The 22,937-nt window shown below is 62.7% G+C and carries 21 protein-coding genes; 10 read left to right on the plus strand and 11 right to left on the minus strand.

The window, feature by feature from the left end:
• Positions 1-25: 25 nt before the first annotated feature.
• From gyrB to dnaA, 3 genes are all read right to left on the minus strand, one after another.
• Entirely contained in the window at positions 26-2,497 is a 2,472-nt protein-coding gene (gene gyrB, locus F6X42_RS00870; protein ID WP_187632391.1) for a DNA topoisomerase (ATP-hydrolyzing) subunit B, read from the minus strand.
• A gap of 114 nt (positions 2,498-2,611) precedes the next feature.
• Complete coding sequence (gene dnaN / locus F6X42_RS00875; RefSeq protein WP_187632392.1) at positions 2,612-3,715, minus strand: DNA polymerase III subunit beta; 1,104 nt, start codon at positions 3,713-3,715, stop codon at positions 2,612-2,614.
• 493 nt (positions 3,716-4,208) lie between these two features.
• Positions 4,209-5,807 (minus strand): chromosomal replication initiator protein DnaA, encoded by a 1,599-nt coding sequence (gene dnaA, locus F6X42_RS00880; RefSeq protein WP_222945435.1) that lies wholly within the window; start codon positions 5,805-5,807, stop codon positions 4,209-4,211.
• Positions 5,808-6,190: 383 nt separating this feature from the next.
• On the opposite strand from dnaA, the gene rpmH reads away from it, so the two are divergent.
• The 4 genes from rpmH (at position 6,191) to yidC (ending at position 8,856) form a co-directional block, all read left to right on the plus strand.
• Positions 6,191-6,325, plus strand: coding sequence for a 50S ribosomal protein L34 (gene rpmH, locus F6X42_RS00885; RefSeq protein WP_004198824.1), 135 nt, complete (start codon positions 6,191-6,193; stop codon positions 6,323-6,325).
• A 19-nt stretch (positions 6,326-6,344) separates the two neighbouring features.
• On the plus strand, positions 6,345-6,824 hold the full coding sequence (rnpA, locus tag F6X42_RS00890) for a ribonuclease P protein component (RefSeq protein WP_376776297.1): 480 nt from the start codon (positions 6,345-6,347) through the stop codon (positions 6,822-6,824).
• Between the two features lie 112 nt (positions 6,825-6,936).
• Entirely contained in the window at positions 6,937-7,167 is a 231-nt protein-coding gene (gene yidD / locus F6X42_RS00895; protein WP_187632646.1) for a membrane protein insertion efficiency factor YidD, read from the plus strand.
• Between the two features lie 30 nt (positions 7,168-7,197).
• Complete coding sequence (gene yidC / locus F6X42_RS00900; protein WP_187632395.1) at positions 7,198-8,856, plus strand: membrane protein insertase YidC; 1,659 nt, start codon at positions 7,198-7,200, stop codon at positions 8,854-8,856.
• 137 nt (positions 8,857-8,993) lie between these two features.
• Here yidC and F6X42_RS00905 read toward each other — a convergent pair whose 3' ends face one another.
• A complete protein-coding gene (locus F6X42_RS00905; RefSeq protein ID WP_187632396.1) occupies positions 8,994-9,401 on the minus strand; it encodes an XRE family transcriptional regulator in 408 nt (135 codons plus the stop codon).
• Between the two features lie 374 nt (positions 9,402-9,775).
• On the opposite strand from F6X42_RS00905, the gene mnmE reads away from it, so the two are divergent.
• The 3 genes from mnmE (at position 9,776) to F6X42_RS00920 (ending at position 12,954) form a co-directional block, all read left to right on the plus strand.
• Positions 9,776-11,170 carry a tRNA uridine-5-carboxymethylaminomethyl(34) synthesis GTPase MnmE gene (mnmE, locus tag F6X42_RS00910; protein WP_187632397.1) on the plus strand — a complete coding sequence of 465 codons (1,395 nt, stop codon included), beginning with the start codon at positions 9,776-9,778 and terminating at the stop codon, positions 11,168-11,170.
• Between the two features lie 185 nt (positions 11,171-11,355).
• A complete protein-coding gene (locus F6X42_RS00915; RefSeq protein ID WP_187632398.1) occupies positions 11,356-12,546 on the plus strand; it encodes a tyrosine-type recombinase/integrase in 1,191 nt (396 codons plus the stop codon).
• Between the two features lie 246 nt (positions 12,547-12,792).
• The gene (locus F6X42_RS00920) at positions 12,793-12,954 is read left to right on the plus strand and encodes a hypothetical protein (protein WP_187632399.1); all 162 of its coding nucleotides are present in this window, start codon (positions 12,793-12,795) and stop codon (positions 12,952-12,954) included.
• Between the two features lie 98 nt (positions 12,955-13,052).
• Here F6X42_RS00920 and F6X42_RS00925 read toward each other — a convergent pair whose 3' ends face one another.
• Positions 13,053-13,382, minus strand: coding sequence for an ecotin precursor (locus F6X42_RS00925; protein ID WP_187632400.1), 330 nt, complete (start codon positions 13,380-13,382; stop codon positions 13,053-13,055).
• Positions 13,383-13,615: 233 nt separating this feature from the next.
• The gene (locus F6X42_RS00930; protein ID WP_187632401.1) at positions 13,616-14,452 is read right to left on the minus strand and encodes an SDR family NAD(P)-dependent oxidoreductase; all 837 of its coding nucleotides are present in this window, start codon (positions 14,450-14,452) and stop codon (positions 13,616-13,618) included.
• A 174-nt stretch (positions 14,453-14,626) separates the two neighbouring features.
• Here F6X42_RS00930 and F6X42_RS00935 point away from each other — a divergent pair, with 174 nt between their 5' ends.
• Positions 14,627-15,562, plus strand: coding sequence for a GlxA family transcriptional regulator (locus F6X42_RS00935; protein WP_187632402.1), 936 nt, complete (start codon positions 14,627-14,629; stop codon positions 15,560-15,562).
• A 100-nt stretch (positions 15,563-15,662) separates the two neighbouring features.
• Entirely contained in the window at positions 15,663-16,088 is a 426-nt protein-coding gene (locus tag F6X42_RS00940) for an HIT family protein (RefSeq protein ID WP_187632647.1), read from the plus strand.
• A gap of 200 nt (positions 16,089-16,288) precedes the next feature.
• Here F6X42_RS00940 and F6X42_RS00945 read toward each other — a convergent pair whose 3' ends face one another.
• The gene (locus F6X42_RS00945) at positions 16,289-16,468 is read right to left on the minus strand and encodes a hypothetical protein (RefSeq protein ID WP_187632403.1); all 180 of its coding nucleotides are present in this window, start codon (positions 16,466-16,468) and stop codon (positions 16,289-16,291) included.
• Positions 16,469-16,974: 506 nt separating this feature from the next.
• Between F6X42_RS00945 and sap1 the strand changes: the two genes are divergently transcribed.
• Positions 16,975-17,313: a surface attachment protein Sap1 gene (gene sap1, locus F6X42_RS00950; protein WP_187632404.1), complete on the plus strand. Its 339-nt coding sequence runs from the start codon at positions 16,975-16,977 to the stop codon at positions 17,311-17,313.
• Positions 17,314-17,565: 252 nt separating this feature from the next.
• Here sap1 and araH read toward each other — a convergent pair whose 3' ends face one another.
• The 4 genes from araH to F6X42_RS00970 form a co-directional block, all read right to left on the minus strand.
• Positions 17,566-18,570, minus strand: a complete 1,005-nt coding sequence (gene araH, locus F6X42_RS00955) for an L-arabinose ABC transporter permease AraH (protein WP_187632405.1) — start codon at positions 18,568-18,570, stop codon at positions 17,566-17,568.
• Positions 18,571-18,644: 74 nt separating this feature from the next.
• Positions 18,645-20,204 carry an L-arabinose ABC transporter ATP-binding protein AraG gene (araG, locus tag F6X42_RS00960; RefSeq protein ID WP_187632406.1) on the minus strand — a complete coding sequence of 520 codons (1,560 nt, stop codon included), beginning with the start codon at positions 20,202-20,204 and terminating at the stop codon, positions 18,645-18,647.
• 92 nt (positions 20,205-20,296) lie between these two features.
• Positions 20,297-21,301: an arabinose ABC transporter substrate-binding protein gene (locus F6X42_RS00965; RefSeq protein WP_187632407.1), complete on the minus strand. Its 1,005-nt coding sequence runs from the start codon at positions 21,299-21,301 to the stop codon at positions 20,297-20,299.
• 151 nt (positions 21,302-21,452) lie between these two features.
• On the minus strand, positions 21,453-22,910 hold the full coding sequence (locus F6X42_RS00970; RefSeq protein WP_187632408.1) for an aldehyde dehydrogenase family protein: 1,458 nt from the start codon (positions 22,908-22,910) through the stop codon (positions 21,453-21,455).
• Between the last annotated feature and the right edge of the window lie 27 nt (positions 22,911-22,937).

Genomic DNA, 22,937 nt, shown 5'->3' on the forward strand with positions numbered 1-22,937 from the left:
AAGCGTTTATCTTCTACACCCACCCTCAAACATCAATATTCCCCGCCCTCAACGCATTGGACTCAATGAAAGCTCTCCGCGGCTCCACATCATCCCCCATGAGCGTAGTAAAGATACCGTCGGCAGCAATAGCATCCTCGATCTGCACCCTCAGAAGACGCCGCACCGCAGGATCCATAGTCGTCTCCCAAAGCTGCCCCGGATTCATCTCCCCGAGCCCCTTATAGCGCTGCTTGGAAACATTCCGCTCCGCATCCGCCAGCAACCACTTCATCGCATTCTTGAAGTCGCTAACCGCCATACTCCGCTCCCCACGCTTGATAACAGCGCCAGAGCCGATCAACCCCTTAAACGTATTAGCAGTATTCACAAGCTGCTGATAATCCGCGGTCAGCTGAAACTCTTCATCGATCACAGAGATCTTCTGATTCCCATGATGCGTCCGCGCGACGCGCAGCGAGCGCAGCTCCCGCACCGGGTCATACATCGTCGTAACGCGCACTTCCGGCTTCAGCGCGTCATCCCGCAGCTTCGCCTCAAGCGCGCGAGCCGAAGACTCGGCCGCCTGCTCGCTGGAGAGGTCGATAACGACACTATCCATCACCGCCTCGAGCGCGCCAGCGTCATACAAGCGGCTCAAACGATCAACCACCGCCTGCGCCAGCAGATAAGCCCGCGCCAACTCACCCAACGCATCCCCGGTAATCGGAGTCGCACCTTCAGAAGCCAACAACTCGGACCCCTGCAACGCGAGCCGAAGAATATGAGCGTTCACTTCCGACTCATCCTTCAGATACCGCTCGTCCTTCCCCGCCTTGATCTTGTAAAGCGGCGGCTGCGCGATATAGATATACCCGCGCTCGATCATCTCCGGCATCTGCCGATAGAAGAACGTCAGCAACAGTGTCCGGATATGCGCGCCATCGACGTCAGCATCGGTCATGATGATGATGCGGTGATAGCGCAGCTTGTCGAGGTTGTAGTCTTCCTTGCCGATCCCGCAGCCAAGCGCGGTAATCAGCGTAACGATCTGCTCAGAAGAAAGCAGCTTGTCGTAGCGCGCCTTCTCGACGTTCAGCACCTTGCCGCGCAGCGGCAGGATGGCTTGAAACTTCCGATCACGCCCCTGCTTCGCCGACCCGCCCGCCGAGTCACCCTCGACGATATAAATCTCCGACTTCGCCGGATCCTTCTCCTGGCAATCCGCAAGCTTCCCTGGCAGGCCGACGCCATCGAGCACGCCCTTGCGCCGGGTCATCTCACGCGCCTTGCGCGCCGCATCGCGCGCACGCGCCGCGTCGACGATCTTGCCGCAGATGATCTTCGCGTCGCCCGGCGTTTCGAGCAGGAACTCCTCGAGCGCCTTCGCAACCACTTCTTCCACCGGCGCGCGCACTTCCGACGACACCAGCTTGTCCTTCGTCTGCGAGCTGAACTTCGGCTCCGGCACCTTCACCGACAGCACGCACGACAGCCCTTCACGCATGTCGTCGCCAGACGTTTCAACCTTCGCCTTCTTCGCGACTTCGTGATCGGCGATGTACTTGTTCAGCACGCGCGTCATCGCCGCGCGCAGACCCGTGAGGTGCGTGCCGCCGTCGCGCTGCGGAATGTTGTTCGTGAAGCACAGCACGTTTTCGTTGTAGCTGTCGTTCCACTGCATCGCCACTTCGACGCCCACACCTTCCTTCTCGCCCATGATGTGGAAGATGTTCGGGTGCAGCACGGACTTGTTCTTGTTGATGTACTCGACAAAACCCCTTACGCCGCCGACGAATGCAAAATCCTCTTCCTTACCCGAACGCTGATCCGTCAAACGAATACGCACGCCGTTATTGAGGAACGACAGTTCGCGAATCCGCTTCGCGAGAATGTCGTAGTGATATTCGACGTTGCCGAAAATCTTTTCATCGGCCATGAAATGCACTTCGGTGCCGCGGTTTTCGGTGTCGCCGATCACTGGCATCGGCGAGACGGTCACGCCGTCGATTTTTTCGAGCACGCGGTTCTGCGGCACCCCACGGTGGAATTCCATGAAGTGCTTTTTGCCGTCGCGGCGCACGGTGAGGCGCAGCCATCCCGACAGTGCGTTCACGCACGACACGCCCACCCCGTGCAGGCCGCCCGACACCTTGTAGCTGTTCTGGTCGAACTTGCCGCCTGCGTGCAGCTCGGTCATCACGATTTCGGCGGCGCTGCGCTTCGGATCATGCTTGTCGTCCATCTTCAGGCCGGTCGGCACGCCACGGCCGTTGTCGGTGATCGAGATCGAGTTGTCCGCGTGAATGATCACCTGGATGTCGTTGCAATGCCCGGCGAGCGCTTCGTCAATCGAGTTGTCGAGCACTTCGAACACGAGGTGGTGCAAACCGGTGCCATCCGATGTATCCCCGATGTACATCCCAGGCCGCTTGCGCACGGCTTCCAGACCTTCGAGGATCTGGATGGACGAGGCGCCGTAGCTGTTATCGGGCTGTGTATTGTTCGTTTCAGTCATGGATTTTTTCCGGTTCTGCGTTACTGCAAGGTTGCTGCTCTGGACTTTTCAAAACGCCATAAAAACGCCAAAGGGGCGCTGCGCCCCTTGGTGTTCTTCTTTATGCTGGACGCGTCAGATGCGCATCGGCATCACCACGTATTTGAATTCGTCGTTCTCGGGAATCGTGATCAACGCGCTGGAGCTGGCATCACCCAGGCTCACCTGCAGCATGTCGACCTTCAGGTTCGCGAGCACGTCGAGCAGATACGTGACGTTGAACCCAATATCGACGCTGTCGCCGTCATATGCGATTTCCAGTTCTTCCTGCGCCTCTTCCTGATCGGCGTTGGTCGACATGATCTTCAACTGGCCCGGCTCGACCATGCAGCGCACACCCTTGAACTTGTCCGACGTCAGAATCGCCGCGCGTTGCAGCGAGCGCTGCAGTTCTTCGCGGCCAATCTGGAATTTGTTCTTGTGCGACTTCGGAATCACGCGCTGGAAGTCGGGGAACTTGCCTTCCACGAGCTTCGACACCAGTTCGACCTGGCCGAACGTGAATTTGACCTGCGTCTGCGCAATGTCGATCTTGAGCGTGTCGTCGATGTCTTCGAGCAGGCGCTGCAATTCGAGAATCGTCTTGCGCGGAATGATCACTTCCTGACGCGCGAACGAGCCCTCGATCTTCATCGACGAGAACGCGAGACGGTGGCCGTCCGTCGCGACCGCCATCAGCTGATCGCCGTCTACCACCAGCAGCATGCCGTTCAGGTAGTAGCGGATGTCCTGCTGGGCCATCGAGAAATGGACCATGCCGAGCAGCTGGCGGAACGTCTTTTGCGGAACCACGAGGCTCGCGCCGTAGTCTTTAGCCTGAGCGACGGTCGGGAATTCGTCTGCGGCGAGCGTTTGCAGCGCAAAGCGGCTCTTGCCGGATTGCACGGTCAGGCGCTTGTCATTCAGCGTCAGCGTGACCTGGCCGTCGGGCATCGCGCGCAGAATGTCGAGGAGCTTGCGCGCTGCCACCGTGGTCGCGACCGAATCGCCGCCCACGCCGAAATCGGCGCGGGTGGTGATCTGCAACTCGAGGTCGGTCGACAGGAACGATACGTCCGGACCGTTCTTGGTGATCAGCAAATTGGCGAGGATCGGCAACGTATGGCGGCGTTCGACGATGCCGCTCACGGTTTGCAGCGGCCTGAGGAGGTTATCGCGTTCGGTCTTGACCAGTTGCATAGATTTCCTTCGTTGATAAACGGCCTGCACGCCTTACGGGACAAGCTTTTCAGCGTGCAGTCGCGACTCCCCGCCGGCGCCATGAACAGCGCCCGTCACGGCGTGAAATCCGCCCGCGGCCGCCGGGCGGTTAAACCTGTATTGTGCCTGAAAACGGGACCGCCTCACTAAAATGGGGGCGAGTTCGGGAATAAACAGGTCGATTTGCGGAGCGTGATCCGGGTTGCCGCCGGTTTGTCGCGCTGCTGCGCTGCGCCGCCTGTTCGCGGGCGGGTTTTTCAGTCGCTACGGGTCGGTTGCGCCGCAAATTCGTCGCGCGCTTGCCGCGCCTCTGCATCACTTGTGCCCCGTTTGCCGTCGCGTTCCTTGTCATTCCCCGTCCGGACCCGGCAGCCTCGCCGGCTTGTTCATCCCCTGCCCGCTTCTCTGCGCAGCCAGTTCCAGCATTTCCTGCCGCCCGCGTCGGTTTCACCGTCGCGTGCGGCCAGCGCGTTTAGCCTTTCAGCGTCTGCTCCAGGACGTGCAGTTCGTGATTCAGCTGCGCGTCCTTGCTGCGCTCATCGGCGATCTTGCGCACCGCGTGCAGCACCGTCGTGTGGTCGCGCCCGCCGAACAGCTCGCCGATTTCCGGCAGACTCTTCTGCGTCAGCTCCTTAGCCAGGTACATCGCGATCTGCCGCGGTCGCGCGATGTTCGCCGGACGCTTCTTCGAATACATGTCCGCGACCTTGATGCTGTAAAAGTCGGCGACCGTTTTCTGGATATTTTCCACCGAGATCTGCCGGTTCTGCACCGTCAGCAAGTCTTTCAGCGCTTCCTTGGTCAGTTCGATCGTGATTTCGCGGCCGTGGAACCTCGAGTACGCAAGGATCTTGCGCAGCGCGCCTTCGAGCTCGCGCACGTTCGAGCGCAGGTGCTTCGCGACGAAGAACGCGACGTCTTCGTTCAGACTCACGAACTCCGATTGCGCCTTGCGCATCAGAATCGCGACGCGCATTTCGAGTTCGGGCGGTTCGATGGCCACGGTCAGGCCAGAATCGAAGCGCGAGATCAGGCGATCGTCGATACCCGAGATTTCCTTCGGATACGTGTCGCTCGTGATGATGACCTGCGCCTTGTTCGCGACCAGCGCCTCGAACGCGTAGAAGAATTCCTCTTGCGTGCGCGACTTGCCCGAAAAGAACTGAATATCGTCGATCAGCAGCAGGTCGAGCGAGTGGTAGTAGCGCTTGAAGTCGTCGAATGCCTTGCGCTGGTATGCCTTCACGACGTCGGACACATACTGTTCAGCGTGGATGTAGCGAATCCGCGCACCGGGTTTGTCCATCAGCAACTGATTGCCGATCGCGTGGATCAGGTGCGTCTTGCCGAGGCCCACGCCGCCGTACAGGAACAGCGGGTTATACGAGATGCCGGGGTTGTCGGCCACCTGGATCGCCGCAGCGCGCGCAAGCTGATTCGCCTTACCGGTGACGAAGTTGTCGAAGGTCAGCACGGGGTTCAGCTTCGAACGCTCATACATCGAGTCGCTCTCGCTACTCGCCGCGGCACCCGCGCCTTGGCCCGGACGCCAAGTGCGGCGCCCGGCGGCGGCTTCGTTCGCGTCGAGGCTCGGCAGATCGAGGTCGGCTGCGTCTTCGGCGGTGCTGCGCGAGTTCGCGTTTTGCGCGGCGAGCGCCGCTGCTGCAGCTGCGGGATTCGGGCGTGCGGCATGCGCGGCCTGCACGGCGCCGACAGCCGCATCCACAGCTGCGACGCCACCGGCATGGCCGCCCTGCGGCGCCGCCGAAGCCGGGCGTGCGAACGACGGAGTCGGCGCGCCCGCCGCCGGGCCGCGCATGCCAACCTTCGGATCCAGTACGAATTGCACGTCCACTGGCGTGTGCCAGAAATCGCGGGCCATATCCGCGATGCGGCCAGAGAACTGGCTCTTGACCCAGTCGAGCTTGAATCGGTTCGGCGCGGCAATGCTCAACGTGTTCGCATCGGCGTCGAAGGCGACCGGGGCCAAGGGTTTGATCCACGTCACGTACTGCTGGGGCGTGAGCTCACGCTCCAGCAATGCGGAACAGTGTTGCCAGAATTCGTTCATCAAGTTGCTATCGTTATGGTGTGCACGGCGGTCGCCGCTGCCCCTATCGCGCACGCGCAACAAGGCCCTGAGCAGCCAGGCGTAACGGCCCCAGGCGCTTGTGCCACAAGGGTCTGCGGGACAAACGTGCCGGAGCGACGTGCAACATTTTTGGGAAGTAAGGCGAGATTCTAACGCCAAAACGGACCCGCAAGTGAGTTATCCACAGGGACGGATCAGCTGCTTCGGCAAGCACCAATTACGCGGGAAGATGGCTAAACTATTGACGGCCAACGGAAAACCGGTTTAAATAGCGGGTTCCGCGAAAACCAATTTCAGCAAACCACCGGCCATTGCGCTTTCAGCGATGATCGCGCGGTTTTTTTCGATCGAGTGAGAGCAACATGAAACGTACCTATCAACCTTCCGTTACCCGTCGCAAGCGCACCCACGGCTTCCGCGTTCGCATGAAGACCGCTGGCGGCCGCAAGGTCATCAACGCACGTCGCGCGAAGGGCCGCAAGCGCCTCGCGATCTAAGGCAAGCGGATTGCGCGCTGTGACTGAAGCCCGCAGCGAAGCGGGAGCAGCCGGGGCGCAGCAACCGGGCTCGGTTCCGTTGCGAGCGCAAGCCGCCTTCCCCAAAGCCGCAAGGCTGCTAAAAACGGATGAGTTTTCATCCGTTTTTCGTTTGCGGCCATGGCGCCGTACCGCGCATTTCGTCATGTACGGCAGGCCCACCGGCAACGAGGCGCGTCTTGGTCTCGTGATCGGTAAGAAGTATGCGTCGCGCGCGGCCACGCGGAATCTGGTGCGCCGCATCGCACGCGAAGCTTTCCGGCTGCGTCGTGCAGAATTCGGCGGTTGGGATGTGCTGCTGCGTCTACATACGCGTTTCGACAAAAAGACTTTGCCGAGCGCGTCGTCGTCGCCATTGAAGGCGTTGTGCCGCAGCGAAATCGAAGCGTTGCTCGACAAGGCAGCGCGCGAAATTACTCGTCGTCAGGCGCCGCCCGCGGAGGCGCCCAGGACGGAATGACGCAGTGACCGCCCGCACCTCCGTCGCCGCCACTGACGTGGCGCCGGCAGCTTCAGGGCGCGGGCGTCGCCCGGTACTCAACGTTGCGCGGCGCCATCCGGCCGCACCTGCCATGCAAACGGTACTCATCGCTTTATTGCGCTTTTACAAGCTTGCCGTCAGCCCCATGCTCGGCAACCGGTGCCGTTTTTACCCTTCCTGCTCTGATTACGCGCGCGAGGCAATCCAGTATCATGGCGCCGCGCGCGGGACTTATCTCGCCGTGAGGCGTGTTTGCCGCTGCCATCCGTTTTCCGCGGGCGGTATCGATCTCGTCCCGCCACCCACTTCTGAAAAGCGCTGACGCGCCGCTCCATCGACACTGAGACAACGCATGGATATCAAACGCACCGTCCTATGGGTCATCTTTTTCATGTCAGCTGTCATGCTGTTCGACAACTGGCAACGCGACCACGGACGCCCGTCGATGTTCTTCCCGAGCACGACGCCGACCCAGACCGCCGGCAGCGCCGCGCCGGGCACCACGACGCCGGGCACCCAGCCGGCCGATCTGCCGGCCACCAACGCCACCGCGCCCGGCAACGCGCCGGCGGCCGAGCAATCGCAACTCGTGAAGTTCGGCACCGACGTCTATAGCGGCGAAATCGACACCCGCGGCGGCACCTTGTCGCGCCTATCGCTCGTCAAGCAGGGCGACGGCAAGCAGCCGGATCTCGTTATCACTCTGTTCGACAAAACGAAAAATCACACGTATCTGGCGCGCACCGGCCTGCTAGGTGGCGATTTCCCGAATCACAACGACGTATTCACGCTGATGCCGAATCAGCCGACCGAACTGGCTAATGGTCAGAACTCGTTCCAGATGAGCTTCGAGTCGCCGGAAAAAGGCGGCCTCAGGGTCATCAAGACTTATACGTTCACGCGCGGCAGCTACGTGATCGGCGTCGAGACGAAGGTCCAGAACGTCGGCACCACGCCGGTGACGCCGCAGGTCTATATGGAGCTCGTGCGCGACGACCAGCCAGTCGAAACGCCGCGCTTCTCGCACACGTTCATCGGACCGGCTGTCTACACGAACGAGCATCACTTCCAGAAGATGACGTTCGGCGATCTCGACAAGAACAAGGAGAACTTCGCAACGTCGGCCGACAACGGCTGGGTCGCGATGGTCCAGCACTACTTCGCGTCGGCCTGGATTCCGCAGGAGGGCGCAAAGCGTGACTTCTACGCCGAGAAGATCGATCCGTCGCTGTATCGCGTCGGCATCAAGCAGGCGATGCCGACCATCCAGCCGGGTCAGACCATCAGCGTGAACGCGCGTCTGTTCGCCGGTCCGGAAGAAGAGAAGATGCTCGCAGGCATCGCGCCGGGCCTCGATCTGGTGAAGGACTACGGCTGGGTCACGATCATCGCGAAGCCGCTGTTCTGGCTGCTGTCGAAGATCCACAGTTATGTCGGCAACTGGGGCTGGTCGATCGTGCTGCTCACGGTGCTGATCAAGGCGGTGTTCTTCCCGCTGTCGGCCGCGAGCTACAAATCGATGGCGCGCATGAAGGCGATCACGCCGCGCATGCAGGCGTTACGCGAGCGCTTCAAGGGCGATCCGCAGAAGATGAATGCGGCGCTGATGGAGCTGTACAAGACCGAGAAGGTCAATCCGTTCGGCGGCTGTCTGCCGGTCGTGATCCAGATTCCGGTGTTCATCTCGCTGTACTGGGTGCTGCTGTCATCGGTGGAAATGCGCGGTGCGCCGTGGATTCTGTGGATTCAGGATCTGTCGCAGCAGGACCCGTATTTCATCCTGCCGGTCCTGATGGCCGTGTCGATGTTCCTGCAGACCCGCTTGAACCCGACGCCGCCAGATCCGGTTCAGGCAAAGATGATGATGTTCATGCCGATCGCGTTCTCGGTCATGTTCTTCTTCTTCCCGGCGGGTCTCGTGCTGTACTACGTCGTGAACAACGTGCTGTCGATCGCACAGCAGTACTACATCACGCGGATGATGGGCAGCTCGAAGGCGAAGCCGGCCTGATGTTCTGCTCAGCGGCGGCCCGCATGGCCGCCGCGACGCAAGCCGAAAAACGAAAAGCCGCCCGGTGCGAACCGGGCGGTTTTTTTATGGCAGTTGAACAAAATGCGGCAGGCGGCCGCATGCTCATTATTCGTCGCTCACTCGTCGTCGGAATCTTCGCCGTAGAAGCGCACGATCATTTCCTCGACCAGATTTCGGTCCTTCGGCGTCAACGATGCGATCTTGGAGGCGAGCTCGATCGTTTCGGGAGTCGGCGGATATTTTTCCCCGCGAGCCATCGGTCTCGCGCTAGTGCCGGGCGGCGGTCCGTAATGGAGCCAATGCTCGTTGACGTTCAGCCATTCGGCGAGCGTGCGCAACTTATCCGGCTTTGGAATCGTCGTACCCGTCAGCCATTTGTGCGCGGTCTGCGGTGTCACGGAACGCTCGCCGTGATAGCGAAGATTGAACTGCTCGGCGAGTTTGGTCCCGCCGCGAATTTTCAGCGGCTCGAGCAGATCCTTCAGTCTCTTCGCGAAGGCGGCTTTTTCTTTGTCGGTCGGCATGGGCCAGATTGTGCAATTCAGCGTTCAACCAGTTGACAACCGACCAAGTTTAGTTTTCCCCTATTTGAGATAGTTTTAGCTTGCAGCGCACGCCCCGTAATGCGTTGCACGAAATCGATTTTTTCATCTTTCTATTACCTGGCTTGCCTTTTCCGGAATTGCAGGACCAGCCGAATCTTAATTATTCTTAAGTAACGCAGTAATGATCCTAGCTTACTTAAGATAAATCTGAACTACGCAGCCAATAGAACGAAAGCGCGCCTTCTTCGCGCCTTTGCCGCGAGCCCTTCCGTCCGAGGCGCGCGCGTTACAATGCCTCGCGCCGACTCGAACGACGCGGCCCGCCCTCCCCTCGTGTTTTCGCCCGACTTCCCATGCTCACGACCGACTCCGATCCCATCGTTGCCATTGCTACCGCGCCCGGCCGCGGAGGCATCGGCGTCGTGCGGATTTCGTTCGGCCGCGCTGGCGCGGCGGCCGCCCAGCCGTTGATGCACGCGCTCACCGGCCAGACGCTCGCCGCGCGCCACGCGAGCTACGTGCCGTTTCTCGACGCGAGCGGCAATCCGCTCGACCGCGGCATCGCGCTGTACTTTCCGGCGCCGCATTCGTACACCGGCGAGCACGTGCTGGAACTGCAAGGCCACGGCGGGCCGGTCGTGTTGCAGTTGGTCCTGCAGCGCTGCGTCGACGCCGGCCGCGCGTTCGGTCTGCGGCTCGCCGAGCCCGGCGAATTCACACGTCGCGCGTTTCTGAACGACAAGCTCGATCTTGCGCAGGCCGAAGCCGTCGCCGATCTGATCGAGGCGAGCACCGAGGCCGCCGCGCGTTCGGCCGGCCGCTCGCTCGACGGCGCGTTCTCGCGCGACATCCACGCACTAGTCGAAGAAGTGATTACGCTGCGGATGCTGGTCGAAGCGACGCTCGACTTCCCCGAAGAGGAAATCGACTTTCTCGAAGCTGCCGACGCGGGCGGCAAGCTCGCGCGCATACGCGAGCGTCTCGCGCACGTGCTGAGCGAGGCGCGCCAAGGTGCGCTGCTGCGCGAGGGTTTGTCGGTCGTGCTGGCGGGGCAGCCGAACGTCGGCAAGTCTTCGCTGCTGAACGCGCTCGCCGGTGCCGAACTCGCGATCGTCACGCCGATCGCCGGCACGACGCGCGACAAGGTCGCGCAGACGATCCAGATCGAAGGCATCCCGCTGCACGTGATCGACACCGCCGGCTTGCGCGAGACCGAGGACGAGGTCGAGAAGATCGGCATCGAGCGCACGTGGGGCGAGATCGAACGGGCGGACGTGGTGCTGCATCTGCTCGACGCGCGCACCGGCATGACGGCCGACGACGAGACGATCGCCGGACGCTTTCCGCGCGGCGTGCCGATCGTGCGCGTGCTGAACAAAACGGACTTGACCGGGCTCGCGCCGGCGACGCAGGCACTCGACGCCGATCTCGAGCTCAGCGAGGTGTGGCTGTCGGCGAAGAAAGGCGAAGGCGTCGCATTGCTCCGCGGCGAACTGCTACGCATCGCCGGTTGGCAGGCGGGCGCGGAAAGCGTCTATCTCGCGCGCGAGCGGCATCTGATTGCATTGCGCGCGGCCGACGAGCATCTGGCGAGCGCCGCCGCGCATGCGGAGCAGAACGCGCAGGCGCTCGATCTGTTCGCCGAGGAATTGCGGCTCGCGCAGGGTCAGTTGAACTCGATCACCGGTGAGTTCAGTTCGGACGATCTGCTCGGAGTGATTTTCAGCCGATTCTGCATCGGCAAGTAACGCCGGACTGGCGGATCCGTGCAACACGGCCGTCATACCAACCATCAAGGTCAAATAGGCACCGCTGCGGCGCAGGTGCAAATGACACTCCGTCGACCCAAAATCCACTGAATTATTGGTACACAGCTAACGCAAAGGTTTAAAATCGCCGCTGTCTGAGCCACCACGTACAGTGTCCTGAAAGCATGCCCCGCCTCGCCACCCCGCTCACCGAATCCGAGATCCGCGCGCTCGAACCGCGCGCGACCCGCTACTGTGTCGCCGACGGCAACGGCCTCGTGATCGAGGTCATGACGACCGGCACCAAGGTCTGGCGCTTCCGCTATACGTTGAACGGCAAGCGTCAGCCGCTCGCGACCATCGGCGATTACCGGATGATTTCACTGCGCGTCGCGCGCGCGAAAGCGCAGAAGTACGCAGCGCTCGTCGCGCAGGGCATCTCGCCGGTCGCGACCGCGCGGCGCGATCGCGGCGCCGAGAGCAAGGCCGACGTGCTGCGTGAAGCGGCCGACCTTTATCTCGCGACCGCACTGGCCGGCAAGTCGGACGAATATCGCCGCACCACGCGGCGCGCGCTCGACAAGGACGTGCTGCCCGCGATCGGCAACAAGCCGATCGGCGCGGTGAGCGCCGACGACATCGTCGCGATTTGCGAGCGAATCAAAGGCCGCGGCTCGCCGAAAATGGCGCTGCACACACGCAACGTCGTGAAGCGCCTGTACGCCTACCTGATCGCGCGGCAGCTCGCGGTCGGCAACCCCGCGGAAGTCGTGCCGGCGCGCTCGATCGCGACCTTCGACAGTCGCACCCGCGTGCTGTCCGGCGCCGAGATCGGCGTCATGTTGCACACGATCGACACGTCGAATATCCGCCGCCCGCTGAAACTCGCGCTGCATCTGCTGGTGCTGACGATGGCGCGCAAATCGGACCTCGTCGAATCGACATGGGCCGAGTTCGATCTCGACAACGCGCTATGGACGATTCCCGCCGCGCGCCTGAACGCGCGCGAGGATCGCATCGTCTGCCTGCCGCGTCAGGCGGTTGCGCTGCTGCGCGAGCTGCAGCGCGCGCGCACCAGCGAGAGGTTCGTATTCCCGAGCATCAGGGGCGACGATAGGCCGATCGCGAAGAGCACGCTGAACCAGGCGGTCAAGGCATTGGGGCTCGACGTGGAGCATTTCGTGCTGCATGACTTTCGGCGGACTGCGTCGACGCATCTGCGCGACATGGAGCGCCAATCAGGCGCGGGGGGCGACATCACGAAGCGCGAAGCAACTGGCGAAGCAGCGCGGGGACGTCGCATGCTTCAGAGTTGGGCGGACTTTGTCGATAGCCAGATGGAAGTCGCACGGCAGACGGCGAACGGGATCGCCTGACGGCATTGTCATGGGTTTTGGCGCCATCCGACGTTTGCCGTCATGCCGGCAATGGGTTGGTACACAGGCCGATGCGGCCTTGCCACAAACCTAGGCAAATAAAGGTAATGTCATTAAGAAATCAGGTTTCCATTCCCGGCGCAAATGCGCCTTTTTCCGCTTCAATTGACCGTTTCACTTCGTCGTTCTTTCCCCGCTTCCATCGCCTACACTGACAGATGGATGCAAGCCGAAACGGAGGTTCCGATGTCTGAATCGATGCTCGCCTACCTGATGGGGCCCGCCGTCATGCTGGTGGTCGGCATTGCCATCTGGATGATGTCGCGTCACCGCGACGCATCCAGGCCGCCCAGGCTCGAGCGCTGGCTCGACACGCATTACGCGGAGTGGCTTCATCACAAGCATTAAGCCGTGCCTCACATGCAAAAGGCCGTCGCATTGGGCGACGGCCTTTTTGTCTGCGCGCTGTTAGTCCGAATCGTCCGCGCATCACAACCTTCACGCAGTCACCACTGGGGCTCGGATTGCGGCTGTGCATACCCGTACTGTCCAGGCGGCGGTGCGCCGCACGCGACGTAGGCGCGCTGATACTGGTCGTAGCAATAGGCGGGCGGAGGTGTCGCATAGGCCGGCGCGGGCTGATATGCGGGTTGCGCATAGACCGGCTGCGGATACGCGACCACCGGCGCTGGTGTCAACACCGAGCTGACCACTGCGCCCAGCACCGCGCCACCGATCAGCGCGCCCACCACGTCACCGCCGTTTCCGTGCGCGGACGCCTGGCTCGCCACCGTCAGACTCCCAGCCATAACCAACGCCACTGCGATCTTTTTCATATTAAGCTCCCGCCGTTCAGGCATGGACGCATTGTCGCCGACGCGCGCGGAAATAGATGCTGCAGTTGGTAACCGGACATTAACTCTGTAACAGGTGCATAACGGCGCATGTGTCGCCCGTCACGACGCTGATCGAGGCCGCCCACGTCGGCCTGTATCGCGCGACACCCAATGGGAAGAATCAGGTGGCGGTCAGCGGCTGAGTCGGGAGCCGCCCTTCCCCGCGTTCTGTTTCACACCACGGCGCGCGTATAGCGCTCGGCCGGCGCGCTGCGCGACAGATTCGGCTGCAGATGCAGACGCGCGCTGTTCAGACGCTCCCAGTCGGCGGCATCGGGTAACGACGGGATCGTCACCAGCTCACCCTGATCGAGACCGGCAAGCGCCGCGTCGACCATGTGCTCGGCGCTCATCACGATCTGCGAAGGCAGGTTTTCGACCGCGAGACCCGCGCGATCCCAGAACGCGGTGCTCGTCGCGCCCGGCAGCACCGCCTGCAGCCGCACGCCCTTGCCGCCCACCTCGTGATGCAGCGACTGCGTGAGGTTCAACACGTACGCCTTGGTGCCGCTGTAAGTGCCGTTCAACAATTCCGGCGCCAACGCGACGATCGACGAGATATTGATCACCGTGCCCGCGCCACGCGCGACGAACCCCGGCAACACCGCCGCCGTCAGGCGCGTCAGCGAGGTCACGTTCAGGTCGATCATCTGCTCGAGCTGATCGATGTCCGAGTCGATCAGCGTCGCGGTCGCGCCGACACCCGCGTTGTTGACCAGCATCGTGATGCCGCGTTCGGCGCGCAGCTGGTTCTCGATGCGGCGCACGTCGGCCTTGTCGGTCAGATCGGCGCTCACCGTGCGCACGCGGCGACCGGTCTCCTTCGTCAGCCGGTCGGCGAGACTGGTGAGGCGCGCACCGTCGCGCGCGATCAGCAGCAGGTCGTAGCCGCGCCGCGCGAGTCGGTCGGCGTACACCGCGCCGATACCCGACGAGGCGCCCGTGACCACCGCCGTGCCCTTGCCTTCGTTCGAGTTGCCTTGTACGACGTTGTCTGCCTGGGTTGTCATTGAAGCTCTCCTTGCGGGCTGCGCGTGACGCATCCGCCGTATCCGGTAAATGGGAACATCCGTGAACTCGCCGCCGCGCGGCATTCGCGCTGATGCGACGGTGTTGACGAGTTGAGTCTAGGCGCGTACCGTTCCGTCTCAAATGTCATATTTCCCTCGTTTCAGGACATCGCAATGAAACGCATCGGCGTGGTGGTGTTTCCAGGCTTCCAGATCCTCGACATGGTCGCGGTATCGATTTTCGAACTCGCCAATCAGGACAGCGGCGAGCCGGCGTACGACGTCGCGGTGATCTCCGAGCACGGCGGCATGGTGCGCAGCTCGGCGGGCGTCGAGCTCGCGACGCGGCCGTTCGGCGATCCGGCCTATGACACGGTGATCGTCACCGGCGCGATGCAGATTGCACCGTCGTCGCCGGGGCTGCTCGCGTTTCTGAACGACGCGCTCGCCGCCTCGCGCCGCACCGCGAGCATCTGTACCGGTGCGTTCGTGCTCGCCGAAGCGGGCATTCTCGACGGCCGCCACGCGACCACGCACTGGGCGCATGCGCGCGATCTGCAGCGGCGCTTTCCGCGCGCGCGGGTCGACGAGGACCGCATCTTCATCGTCGACGGCTCGGTGTGGACGTCGGCCGGCATGACCGCGTGCATCGATCTGTGCCTCGCGCTCGTCGAAAACGACCTCGGCGTCGCGGTGTCGCGCGCGATCGCGAAGAAGCTCGTCGTCTATCACCGGCGCACCAGCGGGCAATCGCAGTACTCCGCGATGCTCGATCTCGAACCGAAATCCGATCGAATCCAGAACGCGCTGTCGTATGCGAAAAACCATCTGCGCGAGCCGCTGACCGTCGAACAGCTCGCCGACGTCGCGCGTCTGAGTCCACGCCAGTTCAGCCGCGCGTTTCGCGACGAGACGCGCCAGTCGCCGGCTCGCGCGATCGAGGCGCTGCGTGTCGAAGTGGCACGCACGATGCTTGAAACCGGCCGTCACTCGATCGAAACGGTCGCGGCCGACACTGGCTTCATCGACCCCGAGCGGATGCGGCGCGCGTTTCTGCGCGCGTTCGGCCAGCCGCCGCAAGCAATCCGGCGCGCCGCACGCGTGCCGTAAGCGTTCGGTAGAGAATAGGAAACCGCGGTGCGAAGCTGCGCGAAAAAGCCCTGTTCCGCACGAGCCGTGAATGAACCCAGCCCAAATGAAAGGAAACGCGATGGAATACAACGACAGCAACCCGTTCGCAAAAATTTTGCGCGGCGAATTACCCTGCATCAAGGTGGCCGAAAATGACCAGGCGCTGGCTTTCATGGACTTGATGCCGCAAGCTGACGGCCATTTGCTCGTCGTGCCGAAGGAGGCGGTCGCGGAAATTTTCGATCTGTCCGATGCGGCGCTCGTCGAGTCGACGCGCATGGCGCAAAAGCTGGCGATTGCGGTGCGTGCAGCACTGCGCCCGGACGGCGTGTTCATCGGCCAGTTCAACGGTGCGGCGGCCGGACAGACGGTGCCGCACGTGCATTTCCACGTGATTCCGCGCTGGGAAGGTCAACCGCTGAAGCTGCATGCGCGCGAGCCCGCCGATGCGGACACACTCGAAGCGCTGGCCAAACGGATTCGCGCGCACTGGCGCGCCCATTGAAAGCGCGACGCATCGCACGCCAATGCAACCCACTGCACGTCACGGTCACGCTCGGTAACAACTGTAAAAGCCGTTGAAACCACCGATGGGCGCCGCGCGACTAGACTGCTGTTGCCTTGTATTCAAGGCATTGAGTGTGGATCTCTTTTTTCAGCCTGCCCCTGTGGCAGGCTTTTTTCTTTGGCGATCCGCTTCTCGGTTTATAGCCGCTCGCGCGAACGGCGCAGCGGATGTCGCCAGTCGATGCGTCGCGGACGCGGTGGCAACGGCCGTCCGTCATGCAGGTCTCGATGCTCCTGCCACAATTCGTCAGAAAAAAGAAACATGACGATCAGCAGCGGAACGACCAGAAAAATCCCGAGTATCACGTGCTCGTTCACGATAGCCTCCAGGCGCAGGAGATTTGTTTTTATTGTAGAGCACCGCCTGTACCCGCATGCTTGCGCGACGGCGATCCCCACCTTTCGAGAAAGCCCGTGACACACAGCTGGCACTGTTTATTTTCTGCACCTGCCTCGTTATTGCGCATAACCGCCTTTGCCTGGTGCATGACTTGGTGTGCGGTGCACAAAGTCATTGATTAAATTGTATTAGATTGCTTAATTGCCGCTACGCGTTTACGCGAATTCTCGTGCAAAGCTTTACCAGTTAGAGGCGTGCGTACGACGGGCTTTTTAGTTATCCATTTCATTGCGGGTCGACCAAGCGTCTGCTCAAGCTTTAATCAGCTACGGCACTTGCTGCGACAATTCGCCACTGTTGCGACTGCACACAAGATGTGCTTGTCGTTCTCCTTGGTTCTTCTAAAGTGTGAGTTGCGCGTCCACCGTTAAAGTTAAATACATAGCTAACCCAAGTATTTTTCGGTCCGCACCGGAGGAAGAAAATGAGAACTCGTATTGCCGCTGTTTTCGCCATTGCGGGTTTGGCTGCCGCTAGCGTTCATGCGCAAGACGTCATGATCAAGCCGCAGCAAACGATCCAGTTCAAGGCCAATGCGTATGGCTGCGTATCAAAGGACAAGCTCGATGCCGCCGATCACCACGCGCAGGCCGGTGAACAGCAGCAGATGCAGGAATTCTTCTCCGGATATCAATGCGTGTCGACACCGACCGATTCAAGTTTCCGCGTGGTGCGCGTGGTCGGCCACGACGTCGAGTTCGTGAATTCAGGCAATAGCGACACCGAGGGGCTCTGGGCGAACGACCGATTTATCAAGCAATAAGCACAACACCGGTATTCCGGCAAAAGCCGGAATGCGGTCGCACGCGTATCCGCTGCGGCTTTAAAGCCGCAGGCACGAACACGTGAGTTAGAAGACGGCTTGGGCATTCAAATGCCAGGCCGTTTTTTTATTGCTTTCCATGCCGGCCACGCTTCGCGTGCAATAAAAAAAGCCGATGCGGACTTTATCGACCCGCATCGGCAGCACGCCTTCTCACAAAGCGCAGGAAATCCGGCCATAAGCAATCGCGCGTCAGTGCACGCGCTTGCTGCGGCGGAACTGGTCGAACAGCACCGCGAGCAGCAGGATGCCGCCGCGAATCAGGTATTGATAGAACGTGGGCACGTTCAGCAGGCTCATGGCGTCCTGCACCGAGCCCATGATCAGCACGCCGACCAGCACGCCGGAGATCGTCGCGACACCGCCCGTCAGCGACACGCCGCCGAGCACGCACGCGGAAATCACGCCGAGTTCCAGTCCAACCGACGTTTTCGGATCGCCGAGGCTCATGCGCGACGCGAGCATCACGCCCGCAAAGCCGGTGACGAGGCCTTGCAGCACGAACACGGTGATCTTGATGCGCGTGACGGGCAGTCCAGCGAGCACAGCCGCTTCGCTATTGCCGCCGACCGCCAGCACGTTCTTGCCGAACACGGTCTTTTTCAGCAGAAAGCCGAACAGCACGAAGCCGACGATGTTGCTCCAGATCGGATACGAAATGCCGAGGAACGAGCCGCCGCCGAGATCGAAAAAGCGCTCCTCGGAGATCATCACCGCGTCGCCGTTCGACGTGATGTACGCGAGGCCGCGCACGACCTCCATCATCGCGAGCGTGACGATCAGCGAGTTGATCTTGTAGCGCGCCACCAGTGTGCCGTTGACGAGCCCGACCGCGCCGCCCGCGAGCACGCCGGCCGCGACGCCGACTAACACACTATGCGTCGCGGTGATCAGCACGGAAGCCACCACGCCCGAAAACGCAACGATCGACGCCACCGACAGGTCCACCTCGCCGAGCGCGAGCACGAACATCATCGTGACGGAGATCGAGCCGATCAGCGTGACCGACAGCAGCAGGCCCTGGATATTGCGCGTGCTCAGAAAGTCAGGGACCGTGAACGACAGCACCGCGAACAGGATGACGAACACCATCACGATGCCGGATTTGTTGATCAGGTCCCAGGTGCGCGCGGCGCGCGCAGTCAAGCCCGCGGAGGCGACGGCGGGGGTCGAGGAATCGGTCGAAGGTGTGTTCATGATGTCTGTTCCATTCAATGCCATTTTCGTTGCGGTATTCGGTAAGAGGTCTGGTGGCGCGATCCGTTGCGCGATCAGCGCGGCAATGCCAGCTTGATCAGCGCATCCGGCGTGGCCTGCGCCTTCGGCAGATCGCCGACGATATGGCCTTCCTTCATCACGATCACGCGATCGGTTACGCCGATCACCTCGGCGAGATCGCTCGAGACGACGATGACCGTGCGGCCCGCCTCGGCGAGCCCATACAGCAGCCCGTAGATCTCGCTGCGCGCACCGACGTCGATGCCGCGCGTCGGCTCGTCCATCAGGAACACGTCGATCTCTTCGGCGAGCCAGCGCGACAGGATCACCTTTTGCTGATTGCCGCCGGACAGCGTGCCGATCGGCGTGTCGCCATTGCGTGTCTTGATCGCGAGCTTGCCGATGAACTCGCGCGTGGTCTGCGCTTCCTTGCGGCCGTTGAGCACGTTGAAGCGGCTGAAGTGGCGGCGGCAGCTGATGTTCAGGTTGTCCGACACCGACGCGATCGACACGATGCCTTCCTGCTTGCGATCCTCGGGACACAGCGCAACACCGGCGCGCACCGCGTCGCGCGGCGTCGCGAACTGCACGCGCTTGCCCCTTAGCGCGACCTCGCCGGCGCTCGGTTTGACCGCGCCGTAGATCAGTTTCATCAGCTCGGAGCGGCCCGCGCCGACGAGCCCGAAAAAGCCGACGATCTCGCCCTTGCGTGCCGAAAAGGTGGCCGGTTCGCGCAGGCCCGGTCCCATCACGCCATTGACCTGAAGCTGCACGCCGCCGAGCTCGCGCGCGCGATAGCCGTACACGTCGGTGATAGAGCGGCCGACCATGCAGCTGATCAGCCGATCGCGATCGAGTCCCGCGCCGGCCTCGAAGGTGTCGATGCGGCGGCCGTCGCGAAACACGGTGACGCGATCGCACAGTTCGTAGACTTCATCCATCCGGTGCGTGACGTAGATGATCGCGCGGCCTTCGGCCTTCAGCGCACGGATGATGCGGAACAGTTGCGTCGTTTCACGCGACGACAGCGAGCTGGTCGGTTCGTCGAATGCGATCACGCGCGCGTCGCGCATCAGCGCCTTGCCGATTTCGATCATCTGCCGCTGACCGATCGACAGTTGCTTGACCTGCTGTGACGGATCGAGCTTCTCACCGAGCCGTTCGAGCTCGCGCATTGCACGCGCGACCAGGGCCTTTTCGTCCAGTACCCCGAAGCGATTCGGCAGCGTGCCGAGCATCAGGTTCTCGGCGACGGTCAGCTCCGGCACCAGATGCAGTTCCTGATAGATGATCGCGATGCCCGCGGCGATCGCCGCCTTGGTCGTCGCGAACTGCTGCTCGACGCCGTCGAGCGACAGCGTGCCCGACACAGGATGATTGACCCCGGACAGCACCTTCAGCAGCGTGGACTTGCCAGCGCCGTTTTCGCCCATCAGGCCGTGCACCTCGCCGCGGCGCACTTCGAGCGAGACCTGGTCGAGCGCGAGCACGCCCGGAAAGCGCACGGTGATGCCGGCGAGCCGGAGATAGGGGGCGTCGGATGCGGGCGTCGATGCAGGCGAGGGCGCGAGCGCCGCGCCGCTGGCATCAGACCCGGTGATTAAGGACGTCATCGAAAAACCTCGAACGGATGAAACCTGAGCGGGCCGCGCTCGCGCTAAACGCGAGGCACGGGGCGGCCCGCCGTCTGCTGCGAGAAGCTCGCTTAAATACCCAGTTCCTTGCGCACGTCCTGCCAGTTGCCGCGCACCATCAGCTTGCCGGTGGTCTGCGTGTCGGCGGGCGGCTGCTTGCCGTCCTTGATCCACCCGATAAGGTTTTCAGTGCTTTCCTTGCCGTGGTTCGTCGAGCTGACCGCGATCGTGCCGTAGAAGCCCGTCGGTTCCTTCTTCTGGAACTCGGCGAACGCCTCGCCCGCGCCGTTGATGCCGACGCCGATCACGTCCGCGCCCGGAATATGCAGCTGTTCGGTCGCGCGCACGCCGCCGAGCACGCTTTCCTCGTTAAGCGCGAAGATCACCCACTTCTTGATGTTCGGATGCTGCGCGAGCACCGGCGACACCGCGTTGAAGCCGCCTTCGTCGTCGGTGGTTTTCTGCGGCGCGTCGAAGACGTTTTCCTTCTTGAAGCCGCCGGCGAGCAGCGACTGCGTCGCGCCGTCGGTGCGCAGCTTCGCGGTCGGCAGCTCATAGTCCGTGATCCGCAGCGCGCCGACTTCCTCAGGCTTCCAGCCGCGGCGCTTCATTTCGTCGGTGATCGCCTGGCCCACCTGATTGCCGATCTTGAACGCCGACATGCCGAGGTGCGGCACGTTCGCCAGCGGCTTGCCGGTCGAGTCGACCAGTTGGTCGTCGACGGTCACGAACTTCATGTTGTAGCGCTTCGCGCGTGCCTGAATCGCCGGTCCGAGACGCACGTCGGGCGCGCAGATCACGAAGCCTTTCGCGCCTTGCGCGCCGAGGTTGTCGATCGCGGCCAGCACCTTTTCGCCGTCGGGCGTGCCGATGTTGACGACCGAGAAGCCGTCCTTCTGACCGAGCGCGGTCGCGGCTTTCTGTTCGTTGATGAACCACGCCTGTTCCGGCATCTTCACGAGGAAGCCGACTTTGAGGGGCTGATCCGCGCGGGCGGACAGTTGCGCGGCGAACGGGGCGGCGAGGGCGGCGGCGGCCATCGCGGTCAGGGTCAAACGGCGAAGCTTGCTGGTCATCTACTGTCTCCTGAGGGTGAAAAGCTGCATTGATGTCATGTAGTTGCAGCGGGGTAACGCGGGCGGCGTCAGCCGTCGCGCGAATCGGGGCGGATCTGCGCGCGGCACGCCGAGCGGTTCGCGCAGGTCGCGGTGAAAACGGTGGCGCGGCTCATTGCTTGTAGCTCGCCAGGTACGCCGTTTTCGCGGCGGTCCAGAACGCGGCATCGCTCGCGCCATAGGCCGATGCCTTGCGCCCGCCGCCGGGTCCATGATGCTCGACGGCCGTGGTCGGCAGATTGATCGTGACGAGCCCGCTCTGCACGTGGCGGCGAAAATGCCGCGCGCGTTCGAGCGAGCGCGTGCAGATACCGGCGCATAGTCCATAGGCGGTGTCGTTCGCGAGATGTAGCGCGTGTTCGTAATCGTCCGCGCGCAGCACGACCGCGAGCGGCCCGAAAATCTCTTCACGCGCGATGCGATGCTCCGATTCGCCGATAAACAACGCCGGCTCGAAAAAATAGCCGCGCGTCGCACGCTCCAGTTGCCTCCCGCCGCGCAGCAACTGCGCGCCTTCCTGCTCGCCGACGCGCACGTAGTCGAGGTTGCGTTCGAGCTGCGCGGCGTTCGCCACCGGGCCGATATCGGTGCCGTGCTTCAACGCGTGATCGACGGTGAGTTTCGCGAGCTTCGCCTGCAACGCGTCGATGAACGGCGCGAACACCGCGCGTTCGACGATCAGCCGCGCGGCAGCCGTGCTGCGCTGACCGGTCGCGCTGAAGGCACCGGTGAGCGCCGCGTCGACCGCGCCGTCGAGATCGGCGTCGGCCAGCACGACGAACGGATTCTTGCCACCCATCTCGAGCTGCACGCGCGCCTGGCGCGTGGCGGCGGCCTGCAGCACGCGCGTGCCGGTGTCGGACGAACCGGTGAAGCTGATCGCGGCGACGAGCGGATGCGCGACGATGCGCGCGCCGACCTTGCGCCCGCTGCCCATCACGAGGTTGAACACGCCGGCCGGCAAGCCCGCGCGACTGATGATCGACGCGAGCGCCGCCGCGCACGCCGGTGCCGATTCAGCCGGCTTGTAGACGACGCAGTTGCCGTGCGCGAGCGCGGCGCCGATCTTCGCTGCGGCGATCGCGAGCGGCGCGCTCCACGGCGCGATGATGCCGACCACCCCGAGCGGCTCGCGCGTCACGTCGATTTCGACGCCGGCACGCGCCGACGCGAGCGGCTCGACGAACGCGCGCAGCGCCTCGGCCGCGAACAGCTTGAACAGTTGCCCTGCGCGCGTCGCTTCGGCAAGCGCCTCGGGCAGCACCTTGCCGACTTCACGCGCGAGCAGCCGGGCCAGTTCCTCGCGGCGCGCGAGCACTTCGCTGCCGATCGCATCGAGCGCGTCGGCGCGGCGCTGCGCGGAGGCGAGCGACCAGTCGCGAAACGCCGCGTGCGCGGCCTCGATCGCGCTGTCGGTCTGCCGCACGTCGGCGCGCACGTATTCGCCGACCGGCTCGTCGAGATCCGACGGATTGAGCGACACGCCCGTGGTCGCGCCAGTCTCCCATCCGCCATTGATGTAATGGCGAAACGGGCTGGCAACGAGGGGGACGAGCTGGTCGCGGTTCATCGGCGGAAAAAAGGCGCACCGGAAGTT

This window comes from Paraburkholderia podalyriae, from assembly GCF_014397785.1.
In the GTDB taxonomy this organism is placed as follows: Bacteria; Pseudomonadota; Gammaproteobacteria; order Burkholderiales; family Burkholderiaceae; genus Paraburkholderia; species Paraburkholderia podalyriae.